We start from the raw sequence: 12,676 nt of genomic DNA, 5'->3' as shown, positions 1-12,676 counted from the left end.
TTCAGGCTGCGGCGTCCAGCCCGCTTTTGAAATGCTCGCGCATGCGTTGCGCGGTTTCAGCCGCGTCACGCGCCACCAGCGCGGCCATGATGGCGCGGTGTTCGAGCAGCGACTCCTCGATGCGGCCGCTTTTCAGCAGCGAATTGTGCCGGTTGAGCTTCATCACCTTGCGCAGGTCGGCCACCATCTGGTCACGCCAGCGGTTGTTGGCAATTTCCAGTAGCCGCATGTGGAAGGCTTCATTGATTTCAAAAAAGCGTTCCCGGTTCTTGACGGCTTTTTCAAGTTCGTTGTGCAGGTTTTGAAGTTCCCTGATCTGCGCATCGGTGGCTTTGGCCGCCACCACTTCGGCGGCGTCGCTTTCCAGCAGGGCCAGCAAGTGGTAGACATTGGCCAAGTCGCTGTCAGATACCTCGGTGACATAGGCGCCGCGCCGCACCTTCATCGTCACCAGGCCTTCGGTGGCCAGCACTTTCAGGGCTTCACGCAGGGGTGTGCGACTGATGCCGTATTCCTCTGCGAGCTTGAGTTCGTCAATCCAGCTACCCGGCGCCAACTCTCGGTTGAAGATGCGCTGACGCAAAAGCTCGGCAACTTCTTCATAAAGCGCACGGGGAGAAAGAGATGTTTCAGCCATAAGGCTCCGTAGTCTAAGGCAAAGTTCGCTAGAATATTTTGAATCAATAATTATAAATAATGTAAACTTCGACCACTGTTACATGCTTGCCTTGGGGGGCTTCCTGTCGAAACAAGGAGGCTTTCAGGGCTCAACCAAGACTGCCGACCCGCCATGAGTTCAACGCCTGCTCCTTTCAACACTGCCAATCTTGAAGCCTGGGCCAAGTCAGCCGCCAAATCCGCCCCTGGCGGCGACGTCAACGCCTTGAACTGGGAAACGCCCGACGGCATCAGCGTCAAGCCGTTGTACACCGCCGAGGACATCAAGGATCTGCCCTACACCAACACCTTGCCGGGTTTCGAGCCGTTCATTCGCGGCCCGCAGGCCACGATGTATGCGGTGCGCCCGTGGACCATCCGCCAGTACGCAGGGTTTTCAACGGCTGAAGAATCCAACGCGTTTTACCGCAAGGCGCTGGCGGCTGGCGGGCAGGGCGTGTCGGTGGCGTTTGACCTGGCCACGCATCGGGGCTACGACAGCGATCACCCGCGCGTGACGGGCGACGTTGGCAAGGCCGGCGTGGCGATTGACAGCGTGGAGGACATGAAAATCCTGTTCGACCAGATTCCGCTCGACAAGGTCAGCGTCTCCATGACCATGAACGGCGCCGTGCTGCCGGTACTGGCCGGCTATGTGGTGGCAGCGGAAGAGCAGGGCGTGAGTCAGGACAAACTCAGCGGCACCATCCAGAACGATGTGCTCAAGGAATTCATGGTGCGCAACACCTATATCTACCCGCCCGCGCCCAGCATGCGCATCATTGGCGACATCATCGAGTACACGGCGCAGAACATGCCCAAGTTCAACTCGATCTCGATCAGCGGTTACCACATGCAGGAAGCCGGCGCCAATCAGGCGCTGGAACTGGCCTTCACGCTGGCCGATGGCAAGGAATATGTAAAAACCGCCTTGGGCAAGGGCCTTGACGTTGACGGCTTTGCCGGACGCTTGAGCTTTTTCTGGGCCATCGGCATGAACTTCTACCTGGAAGTCGCCAAGATGCGCGCTGCCCGGTTGCTGTGGTGCCGGATCATGAAGGGCTTCGACGCCAAGAACCCCAAGAGCCTGATGCTGCGCACCCACTGCCAGACCAGCGGCTGGAGCCTGACCGAGCAGGACCCGTATAACAACGTGGTGCGCACCACCATCGAAGCGATGGCGGCCGTGTTCGGCGGCACGCAAAGCCTGCACACCAATTCGTTTGACGAGGCGATTGCGCTGCCCACCGAGTTTTCGTCGCGCATTGCCCGCAACACCCAGCTCATCATCCAGGAAGAAACCCACATCACCAGCGTGATCGACCCCTGGGCCGGCAGCTACATGATGGAAAAGCTGACGCAGGACATGGCCGACGCCGCTTGGACCATCATCGAGGAAGTCGAAGCCATGGGCGGCATGGTCAAGGCCGTGGACAGCGGCTGGGCCAAGCTCAAGATCGAGGCGGCCGCCGCTGAAAAGCAGGCGCGCATCGACAGCGGCAAGGACGTGATCGTCGGCGTCAACAAGTACAGGCTCAAGACAGAAGACGCCATTGAGTCGCGCGACATCGACAACGTGGCGGTGCGCGACGGGCAGATCGAGCGCCTCAAAGCCATCCGCGCCAGCCGCGACACGGCAGCCGTGCAGGCCGCGCTGGACGCGCTGACGGCAGCGGCGGAAAGCGGCAGCGGTAACCTGCTCGACCTGTGCATCCAGGCCATGCGCTTGCGCGCCACGGTCGGCGAGGTCAGCGACGCGCTCGAAAAAGTTTATGGCCGCCACCGCGCCGACACGCAAAAGGTCAGCGGCGTGTATGCCGCAGCCTATGACTCAGCCGAAGGCTGGGAAACCCTCAAGAGCGAGATCAATGCCTTTGCCGAAGCCGAAGGCCGCCGCCCGCGCGTGATGATTTCCAAGCTCGGCCAGGACGGCCATGACCGGGGCGCCAAAGTGGTCGCCACCGCGTTCGCTGATCTGGGCTTTGACGTGGACATGGGGCCGCTGTTCCAGACGCCCGAGGAGTGCGCCCGCCAGGCGATTGAAAACGATGTGCATGCCGTGGGTGTAAGCACGCTGGCCGCCGGCCACAAGACGCTGGTTCCGGCCATCATTGCCGAATTGAAGAAGCAGGGCGCAGACGACATCATCGTGTTCGTCGGTGGCGTGATCCCCCGGCAGGACTACGAAATGCTGTACGACGCCGGCGTCAAGGGCATCTACGGCCCCGGCACGCCGATTCCGGCCAGCGCCAAGGATGTGCTGGAGCAGATCCGGGCTGCCCTGAAGTGACCCAAAGCGCATTGCTGGAGGGCGTGCTGCGCGGCAATCCCGCCCAGCAGCGGCGCGCCATTGCCAAAGCCATCACCCTGCTGGAATCGACCCGCGCCGATCACCGCGCCCAGGGCGACGAACTGCTGACAGCGCTGCTGCCGCACACCGGCCAGGCGTTTCGCCTTGGCATCAGCGGCGTGCCCGGTGTCGGAAAGTCGACCTTCATTGAAGTGCTGGGCCTGTACCTGATCAAGCAGGGTCACCGCGTGGCGGTGCTGACCATCGATCCCTCATCAAGCGTGTCGGGCGGCTCCATCCTGGGCGACAAGACGCGCATGGAACTGCTCTCGGTTCACGAGTCGGCCTATATCCGCCCCAGCCCTTCGAGTTGCACGCTGGGCGGCGTAGCGGAAAAAACCCGCGAAGCCATGCTGGTTTGCGAAGCGGCGGGCTACGACGTGGTGATTGTCGAGACCGTGGGCGTCGGCCAGTCCGAAACCGCCGTGGCCAGCATGACCGACATGTTCGTCGTCATGCAGTTGCCCAATGCCGGGGACGACTTGCAGGCGATCAAGAAAGGCGTGATGGAACTGGCCGACCTGGTCGTCATCAACAAGGCCGACATCGACGCCAATGCCGCCATGCGTGCAGAAGCGCAGATCCGCTCGGCCATGCGGCTGTTCGGCCTGGTCAACAACGCCATGGGCGCGGCGCAGGCGGCTGACTTTGACAAACAGTGGCACCCGCAGGTGCTCCAGCTCAGCGCTTTGCACAACAAGGGTGTCGATGCGTTCTGGGCGGCGGTGACCGAGTTCAGGAAGTTGCAGACGGCCAACGGCAAGCTGGCCAGCCGGCGCCAGCATCAGGCGCTGTCCTGGATGTGGGAGCGCATCGATGCCGGCCTGAAGCAGGCGTTCCGGCAAGACCCGGCGGTCGGCGCCATGTTGGCGTCCCTGCTGGAGCAAGTCGGCAGCGGTCAGCTCCCCGCCTCGACTGCAGCACGAAATCTGCTCTTTGCACATACGCAGCGGGCACAAGCAGCTATTAACTGAGTAGCAAATAAAATTTACAGCGTTATTGAGCCTAAAGAAAGTGAACCATGCAGGAAATCCTTCAGCAACTTGAAAAAAAGCGCGCAGCGGCCCGCCTGGGCGGGGGGCAAAAGCGCATTGACGCGCAGCACGGCAAAGGCAAGCTGACAGCGCGCGAGCGGCTCGATGTGCTGCTCGACGAAGGCACGTTCGAGGAATGGGACATGTTTGTCGAGCACCGCTGCAGCGACTTCGGCATGCAGGACAACAAGATTCCGGGCGACGGCGTGGTCACCGGCTACGGCATGATCAACGGCCGGCTGGTATTCGTCTTCAGCCAGGATTTCACCGTGTTCGGCGGCGCTTTGTCTGAAGCCCATGCCGAAAAAATCTGCAAGATCATGGACCAGGCGATGAAGGTCGGCGCGCCGGTGATCGGCCTGAACGATTCGGGCGGCGCGCGCATCCAGGAGGGCGTGGCGTCGCTCGGGGGGTACGCCGACGTGTTCCAACGCAACGTAATGGCCAGCGGCGTGATTCCGCAGATCAGCATGATCATGGGGCCGTCAGCGGGTGGCGCGGTGTATTCGCCCGCCATGACCGACTTCATTTTCATGGTGAAAGACAGCTCCTACATGTTCGTGACTGGCCCCGAAGTGGTCAAGACCGTGACGCACGAGGAAGTGACAGCCGAGGAGCTCGGCGGCGCCATCAGCCACACCACCAAGAGCGGCGTGGCCGACCTGGCGTTCGAGAACGATGTCGAAGCGCTGATCATGCTGCGCCGCTTGTACAACTACCTGCCGCTGAACAACCGTGAAAAAGCGCCGGTGCGCCCGAGCGCCGATCCGGCCGGCCGCATGGATCGCAGCCTGGACACCTTGGTGCCCGAAAGCCCGAACAAAGCCTATGACATGAAGGAGCTCATCACCAAGACGGTCGACGATGGCGACTTCTTTGAAATCCAGCCCGAATACGCCAAGAACATCATCATCGGCTTCGCACGCATGGAAGGCCAGTCGGTCGGCATCGTGGCCAACCAGCCGCTGGTGCTGGCCGGCTGCCTGGACATCAAGAGTTCGATCAAGGCGGCGCGCTTTGTGCGCTTTTGCGACGCCTTCAACATCCCGGTGATCACCTTTGTCGATGTGCCCGGTTTCATGCCCGGCACGGCGCAGGAATACGGCGGCATCATCAAGCACGGCGCCAAGCTGCTTTACGCCTATGCCGAATGCACCGTGCCAAAGATCACCGTGATCACCCGCAAAGCCTACGGCGGCGCGTACGACGTGATGAGCTCCAAGCACCTGCGCGGCGACGTGAATTTTGCGTGGCCGAACGCCGAAATCGCCGTCATGGGCGCCAAGGGTGCGGTCGAGATCATCTTCCGCGAAGACAAGGGCGACCCTGCCAAGCTGGCCGCGAAGGAAGCCGAGTACAAGGCGCGTTTTGCCAATCCGTTCGTGGCCGGCGCGCGCGGTTTCATCGACGATGTGATCCTGCCGCACGAAACCCGCAAGCGCATCTGCCGCTCGCTGGTGATGCTCAAGGACAAGAAACTTGAAAATCCGTGGCGCAAGCACGGCAACATTCCACTGTAAGCGCCCGAGGAAAAAGACACTATGTTCACCAAAATTCTGATCGCCAACCGGGGCGAAATCGCCTGCCGCGTCATTCTCACCGCCCGCAAGATGGGCATCAAGACGGTCGCGGTGTATTCCGACGCCGACAAGGACGCGCGCCATGTCGAACTGGCCGACGAGGCCGTCAACATCGGCCCCGCGCCGAGTCGCGACAGCTACCTGCAGGCCGAAAAAATCATTGCTGCGTGCAAGCAGACCGGCGCGCAGGCGGTGCATCCCGGCTACGGTTTCCTGAGCGAAAACGCCGGTTTCGCCAAGCGGGTCGAAGAAGAAGGCATCGTCTTCATCGGCCCCAAGTATTATTCGATTGCCGCCATGGGCGACAAGATCGAATCGAAGAAACTGGCCGGCGCGGCCGGCGTGAACTGCATTCCGGGTGTGAACGACGCGATTGAAACGGCTGAAAAAGCCGTGGAAATCGCCCGGGGCATCGGCTACCCGGTCATGATCAAGGCCAGCGCGGGCGGCGGCGGCAAGGGCCTGCGCGTGGCCTTCAACGACAAGGAAGCGTTTGAAGGTTTCACCAGCTGCCGCAACGAGGCGCGCAACAGCTTTGGCGATGACCGCGTGTTCATCGAGAAGTTTGTCGAGGAACCACGGCACATCGAGATTCAGCTGATCGGCGACAGCCATGGCAATGTAATTTACTTGAATGAGCGTGAATGCTCCATCCAACGCCGCCACCAAAAGGTGATCGAAGAAGCGCCGTCGCCTTTCATCAGCGAAGTCACACGCAAGGCCATGGGAGAACAAGCGGTGCTGCTGGCCAAGGCGGTGAATTACCAGTCGGCCGGCACGGTCGAGTTTGTCGTCGGCAAGGACCAGAGCTTTTATTTCCTGGAAATGAACACGCGCCTGCAGGTCGAACATCCAGTCACCGAATGCATCACCGGGCTGGACCTGGTCGAACTGATGATCCGCGTGGCAGCCGGCGAAAAGCTGCCGCTCACGCAAGCCGAGGTCAAGCGCGACGGCTGGGCCATCGAATGCCGCATCAACGCCGAAGATCCGTTTCGCGGGTTTTTGCCTTCCACCGGCCGGCTGGTGCGCTTTCAGCCGCCAAAAGAAACCATGTTTGCTTCAAACACGTCAAATTGGTTCGGCGTGCGGGTCGATACGGGCGTGCAAGACGGCGGCGAAATCCCGATGTTCTATGACTCGATGATCGCCAAGCTCATCGTTCACGGCACCGACCGCAACGATGCGATTGTGAAGATGCGCGAGGCCCTGAACAGCTTCGTGATTCGCGGCGTCAGCAGCAACATTCCGTTCCAGGCCGCCTTGCTGGCGCATCCGAAATTCGTCGCGGGCGACTTCAACACCGGCTTCATTGCCGAAAATTATGGACAGGGCTTCCGCGCCGAAGATGTGCCGCATGACGATGCCGACTTCCTGGTGGCGCTGGCCGCTTATGTGAACCGCCGCATCCGGGCGCGCGCTGCTGGCATCAGCGGCCAGTTGCCGGGCCATGGCGTGACGATCGGCGAAGAGTATGTGGTGATTGGCCTGGGCGACAGCGGCCTGAACACGCCGCGACCTGCGCTGGTTCGGGATTTTCAAACCATTTCGGGCTCCAGCGCAGTAGAGACGGGCGACAAGCGCTATGAAATATGTAGTGGCTGGCACCTGGGCGGCACGCGCATTCGCGGCACCGTCAACGGACAGCCGTTTGCGGCGCAGGTTGAGCGCGGTGTTGGCAAGAACCCGCTGGCGATACGCATCATCCACAACGGCACGCGGCTCGATGCCATGGTCTTGTCGCCGCGCGCTGCCGAACTGCATGCGCTGATGCCCTTCAAGGCCCCGCCCGACATGAGCCGCTTTGTGCTGTCGCCCATGCCCGGGCTGCTGGTCGAGGTCGCGGTGCAGGTTGGCCAGAAAGTACAGGCCGGCGAACGCGTGGCTGTGATCGAGGCCATGAAGATGGAAAACGTGCTGTTTGCGACGGCCGACGGCATCGTCGGCAAGGTGCTGGCGGCCAAAGGCGAGTCCTTGAGCGTGGACCAGCCGATCGTGGAGTTTGCGTGATGCAGCCGGCCCCGATGCGTCCCTTCAAAGTGCTGGGCATCCAGCAGATCGCCATTGGCGCCACCCGCAAGGACCGGCTGCGCACGCTGTGGGTGGACATGCTGGGGCTTGAGGTCACCGGCAATTTTGTCAGCGAGCGCGAGAATGTCGATGAAGACATCTGCGCCATCGGCAGTGGCCCGTTCAAGGTCGAGGTGGACCTGATGCAGCCGGTGGATATTGACAAAAAACCGGCGGTTCACACCACACCGCTCAACCATGTTGGCCTGTGGATTGACGACCTGCCTGCAGCCGTGCAATGGCTCACGGCGCAGGGCGTCCGCTTTGCGCCGGGCGGCATCCGCAAGGGCGCGGCGGGCTTTGACATCTGCTTCCTGCATCCCAAGTCGAACGAAGAGTTCCCAATTGCAGGCGAGGGCGTGCTGATTGAACTGGTGCAGGCGCCGGTCGAAGTGATCCAGGCGTTTCACGCGCAAACTGAGCACTGAAAAGACGCTTGATTGCGGAATCGAGTGGGTATTTTCCCGTCAAACTGTTGCATTAACAGCAGGGTTTGACCGTCTGCCGCGCACCTTGCCACCTCGGATGGCAAACGCGCGGCCGGCGTGCCGCGCGGTGACGGACCGCCCCTGCCGTCGTCCTTGATTGCGGAAAAATACCAATGATCTTCGGCACACTTTTGAGTCCAGGCGTCTGGCTGATGCGCCGCATGCGTTTTGCCGGCAAGCTGACGCTGCTGGCCGCCGCGTCTGCGATGTCATCGGTGGTGGCCGGATACCGGCTTTTCGCAAGAAACGAGCTGGTCGTTGACCCTGCTGACCTGATGATGGTCAATGGCATCGGGCTGTTGCTGACCCTTTATTTCCTGCTGGCCCTGCACCGCAGCGTTGCGCAGGACCTGGGCCGGATGATCCTGACCCTCGACAACATGGTTGGTGGCGATCTGCGGTCGGACCTGGGCGAGCGTGGCCCGGATGAACTGGGCAGCCTAAGCATTGCACTGGGAAAGCTTGGCAACACGCTATCGGGAATGGTAGCGAATGTGCGCAGCAATGCTGCCTTCGTCGCGCATTCTGGCAAAAGCCTAGCCGCAGGCAACCGCAACATGTCCAGCCGCACAGAGCTTCAGGCGTCCAACCTGACGCAGACGGCGGCCAGCGTCGAGCAGTTGTCATCCGTGCTCCAGGTCAATGCAGACACGGTCAGCCATGCCAACCTGCAGGCGGGCGAGGTCAGAAACCTGGCCAATGGAGGCGCCGCTACCATGGCGGGCGCCATCGCAGCCGTCGAAGCCGTGCAGGACAGCGCCAAGCGCATGGGCGAAATTGTCGAACTCATCGACAGCATGGCGTTTCAAACCAATATCCTGGCGCTCAACGCAGCGGTCGAGGCGGCCCGCGCGGGCGAATCCGGCCGGGGTTTTGCCGTAGTGGCCAGCGAAATTCGCTCGCTGTCCCAGCGCTCTGCCGAGTCCGCCAAGGAAATCAGGCAACTGATCAACAGATCGTCAAGCCATGTTGCAGCCAGCGTGCTGAAAATTCGCGAAGCCGGAACCAACATTGAAGCCATCGTGACGGGAATACGGCATGTGGCCACGGACATGTCGCTGATCGCCGCTTCGAGCAGCGAACAAAGCACCGGCTTGACCGAAATCACGGCGGCCGTACGCCAGCTCGATGAAATCACGCAGCGCAATGCCGGGATGGCGGCCACCACGGTGACGCAGGCGGTTAAACTGGAAGGGCGGGCCAGAACGCTGGTGCAGTCGGTGGCTTCGTTCAAGCTGCAGCAAGGCTCTGCGGAAGAAGCGTTCCGGATGGTGGAGCAGGCGGTCAGTCATCGAAGCCAGACCACCCGAGAAGCCTTCTTGCGCGACCTGACCAATCCTGCCAAAGGGTTTCACGACCGCGACATGTATGTCTTTGCCCTGGATGCCAGGGGCACCTACTTGGCCTTTGGCGGGAACCCGTCTCGGGTGGGGACGCGCGTGCAGGATATCGCAGGAATCGATGGCAACCAGCTGCTGGAATCCATCGTTAACCAGGCTGGCGTCGAGGCGGGCTGGGTGGAATACGACATCACCAATCCAACCACTGGAAAAGTGCAGGCCAAGATGTCTTTTGTCGAGCAAGTGGACGATTTGTTCGTGGGCTGCGGCGTCTACAAGAACCTTGCCGCTGTCTGAACTCAACGCAGGCCCTGTATTTTCGAAGGCTTGCCGCGCAGTTGACATCTCACGCCTTTGATGCACGCTGGGCGCGCGACCGGTCCAGCGCTGCCCTGATGACCGCGCGTTTGCGGTCGGCCTCATCGGCCTCGGGCTGCGCCTGCGAAGGTGGCTCGCTGAGTTGTTTTATCGGAATTTCGACTGTTTTTTCAGGCATTTCTGCGTCTTTTCGCTTGTCCTGACTGCTTCTGTAGCTATGAACTTCATAGCGTTTCCGGGCGACGTTCGCTTCCGATTCTGACCAGGCATTCCAGCCCGTGCGGGTACCGGTGACATTTTCCAGAATGATGCAATCGACCGGGCAGGCTGGCAGGCACAACTCGCATCCGGTGCAGGCAGGTTCGATCACGGTGTGCATCGTTTTGTTGCTGCCGATAATGGCATCAACCGGGCAGGCCTTGATGCACAGGGTGCAGCCGATGCACCAGGCTTCGTCAATGACGGCAACGGCGCGAGGACCTTCAAGTCCATTCAGGGGGTTCAGCGGCTGAACTGGCAAGCCCGTGATGTCGGACAGGCGCCGAATTCCCTCAGCGCCGCCGGGCGGGCACTGGTTGATACCCGCTTCATTCGAGGCGATGGCTTGCGCATAAGCCGCGCAATCGGTATAGCCACAGCGCGTGCATTGGGTCTGCGGCAGTGCGGAATTGATCCGCTCAAAGAGGGAGTTCAGATAGATCGACATCAAGCTGCATTGTCCCACCGCTCGCCAACCCGTCTTCCTGGCGCGGTCACTTGATGGACCGCGCCAGGCTTTCTCAGGCGGCTGATTTCTCGGGAGGAATCAGTGTGTTGAACGCCGCTTCGACGCCTGCCTCGGGTGCCGGGGCAACGGTGGCAACCGTCGCGACGACGGGAAGGGCTGTTGCCGTTGGGAGGTCTTCAACAACAGGCTCGGGCTTGGTCGCCGTATTTTTGACGGCTACCAGCACTGGCTTGGCCACGGCAGGTTTTACGGCTTCATCCAAAAGCTCTTTTGCGACCACTTTACTGGCGGCAAGCGTTGATTTCAGTCCGGCGGTCGTGGCCTTGGCGCGGCGTTTGACGGCCGGTTTCACGGCTTCGTCGGCGACCGGCATTGATAGCATTTCAACCGTCGAGGATGCTTCCGTCCGGATCTGCTTCACGGGCTCGGCTGTTTTTTTAGCCACCGCCGGTGCTTTCTCGATCTGCGCAAGCGGCTTGTTGTGTTCAAGGATGAAGCTTGTCACCGCCGGATAAACGACATCGCGCCAGCGCCTGCCGCTGAAAATGCCGTAATGGCCTGCGCCCTGGGCTTCCAGGTGGGTTTTTTGCCCTGGCGCCACGCCACTGCACATGTCAAGCGCCGCACGCGTCTGGCCGGAGCCGGAAATGTCGTCCAGTTCGCCTTCCACTGTCATCACGGCAGTGGTCTTGATGTCACCCGGTTTCACCCGCTCAAGGACGCCTTCCGGAGACATCACATCCCAGGTGCCGTTGACCAGTTTGAACTCCTGAAACACGGTCTTGATGGTTTCGAGGTAATAGTCGGCGTCCATGTCGAGAACGGCGTTGTACTCGTCGTAGAACTTGCGGTGCGCTTCGGTGCTGATGTCGTCGCCCTTGATCAGATTCTTGAAGAAGTCGTAGTGGCTGGTGGCATGGCGATCAGGATTCATGGCCACGAAGCCGGTATGCTGCAGGAAGCCGGGGTAGACGCGCCGGCCCTTGCCCGCAAAGCTGGCAGGGACGCGGTAGATCACATTTTTTTCAAACCATTCAAAGGGTTTGGTCGTTGCCAGGTTGTTCACCGACGTTGGTGACAGGCGCGCATCGATCGGGCCGCCCATCATGATCATGGACAGCGGGGTTTTTTCCCCGCGTGATGCCATCAATGAGATCGCCGCGAACACCGGAACGGTGGGCTGGCAAACGCTGATGACATGGCAGTTGCCGTACTTGCCCTGCAAATGGCGAATGAATTCCTGCACATAGTTGACATAGTCGTCAAGGTGGAAAGCGCCTTCGGACAGGGGAACGTTCCGCGCGTTTTTCCAGTCGGTGATGTAGACCTTATGGTCCTTGAGCATCGTTTTGACCGTGTCGCGCAGCAGAGTGGAATAGTGGCCCGACAAGGGCGCGACCATCAGCACGGCGGGCTGGTCCTTGAGTTGCGTCAGCGTGGCTGAATCATCGGTGAACCGCTTGAACCGGCGAAGTTCGCAAAACGGCTTGTCAACTTCAATGCGTTCATGAATCGCCAAGCTGACCCCCTGCTTGTTAACCTCGACCTGGTTAATGTCGAACGATGGCTTTTCATAGTCCTTTCCGAGTCGGTACATCAGGCTGTAGCCTGCCGAGACACGCTGGGACAGTGGGGATGTGCCAATTGGAGACATTGGGCTGCTGTAGAGCTTTGCCGCCGCCTGCGCAAAGTCAACAAACGGCTCCATCAACGTGCGCTGGGATTCATAGAGTTGATACAGCATTGGAAGGGACCTTTTTTGTGGAACGTTATGAAGAACGAAGTATGTTGCAGTGCAATATACCAGCCGAAGAGACTTAACAACTAGTGATAACCGCTAGTTTTAAACACTATTTGACAATTTTTTGGTACGCTCCCTACCCCATTTTAGGGAGAAAAACGACGCTGTCAATTGATCGATATGCTAAGCAAAAGACGTTTTTCTCACACCAATAGTAGCTATGCGGTATCGGAAAATGGCGCTAACTTTTGAAGGAAAGCTCCACCAAAAAATGCTGTTTCAGTTCCGCTTTATTAGGCCGTGTTCGGAAAGTTTGATGTGCTGAAGTTGTGCGACCTGAAGGAAAAGCTTCAGATGAACGCTGGCATGCT

General features: G+C 60.2%; 9 protein-coding genes. 6 read left to right on the top strand and 3 right to left on the bottom strand.

What is annotated here, in order from left to right; genetic code table 11:
• Window position 1 precedes the first annotated feature (1 nt).
• On the bottom strand, window positions 2-637 hold the full coding sequence (locus tag ACP7AD_RS16250) for a GntR family transcriptional regulator (RefSeq protein WP_426148790.1): 636 nt from the start codon (window positions 635-637) through the stop codon (window positions 2-4).
• Between the two features lie 153 nt (window positions 638-790).
• On the opposite strand from ACP7AD_RS16250, the gene scpA reads away from it, so the two are divergent.
• The 6 genes from scpA to ACP7AD_RS16220 all read left to right on the top strand — a co-directional run bounded on the left by scpA (window position 791) and on the right by ACP7AD_RS16220 (window position 9,816).
• Window positions 791-2,947 carry a methylmalonyl-CoA mutase gene (gene scpA, locus ACP7AD_RS16245; protein ID WP_426148789.1) on the top strand — a complete coding sequence of 719 codons (2,157 nt, stop codon included), beginning with the start codon at window positions 791-793 and terminating at the stop codon, window positions 2,945-2,947.
• Window positions 2,944-3,981 carry a methylmalonyl Co-A mutase-associated GTPase MeaB gene (gene meaB, locus ACP7AD_RS16240; RefSeq protein ID WP_426148788.1) on the top strand — a complete coding sequence of 346 codons (1,038 nt, stop codon included), beginning with the start codon at window positions 2,944-2,946 and terminating at the stop codon, window positions 3,979-3,981. Before scpA ends, meaB begins: the two co-directional genes overlap by 4 nt.
• A 47-nt stretch (window positions 3,982-4,028) precedes the next feature.
• A complete protein-coding gene (locus ACP7AD_RS16235; protein ID WP_426148787.1) occupies window positions 4,029-5,561 on the top strand; it encodes an acyl-CoA carboxylase subunit beta in 1,533 nt (510 codons plus the stop codon).
• 21 nt (window positions 5,562-5,582) lie between these two features.
• Window positions 5,583-7,631, top strand: a complete 2,049-nt coding sequence (locus ACP7AD_RS16230) for an acetyl-CoA carboxylase biotin carboxylase subunit (RefSeq protein WP_426148786.1) — start codon at window positions 5,583-5,585, stop codon at window positions 7,629-7,631.
• Between the two features lie 14 nt (window positions 7,632-7,645).
• Window positions 7,646-8,119 carry a VOC family protein gene (locus tag ACP7AD_RS16225; protein WP_426148785.1) on the top strand — a complete coding sequence of 158 codons (474 nt, stop codon included), beginning with the start codon at window positions 7,646-7,648 and terminating at the stop codon, window positions 8,117-8,119.
• A gap of 173 nt (window positions 8,120-8,292) precedes the next feature.
• Window positions 8,293-9,816: a methyl-accepting chemotaxis protein gene (locus ACP7AD_RS16220; protein WP_426148784.1), complete on the top strand. Its 1,524-nt coding sequence runs from the start codon at window positions 8,293-8,295 to the stop codon at window positions 9,814-9,816.
• A 49-nt stretch (window positions 9,817-9,865) separates the two neighbouring features.
• Here ACP7AD_RS16220 and rsxB read toward each other — a convergent pair whose 3' ends face one another.
• Window positions 9,866-10,543, bottom strand: coding sequence for an electron transport complex subunit RsxB (rsxB, locus tag ACP7AD_RS16215; RefSeq protein WP_426148783.1), 678 nt, complete (start codon window positions 10,541-10,543; stop codon window positions 9,866-9,868).
• Between the two features lie 73 nt (window positions 10,544-10,616).
• Window positions 10,617-12,308, bottom strand: coding sequence for a polyhydroxyalkanoate depolymerase (phaZ, locus tag ACP7AD_RS16210; protein WP_426148782.1), 1,692 nt, complete (start codon window positions 12,306-12,308; stop codon window positions 10,617-10,619).
• Between the last annotated feature and the right edge of the window lie 368 nt (window positions 12,309-12,676).

Origin of the sequence: Polaromonas sp. DSP2-3-2b2 (assembly GCF_049895905.1) — a bacterium.
Lineage (GTDB): Bacteria > Pseudomonadota > Gammaproteobacteria > Burkholderiales > Burkholderiaceae_C > Polaromonas.
The sequence above is the reverse complement of the archived record's forward strand: the minus strand, read 5'-3'. Positions and strand labels throughout refer to the sequence as shown.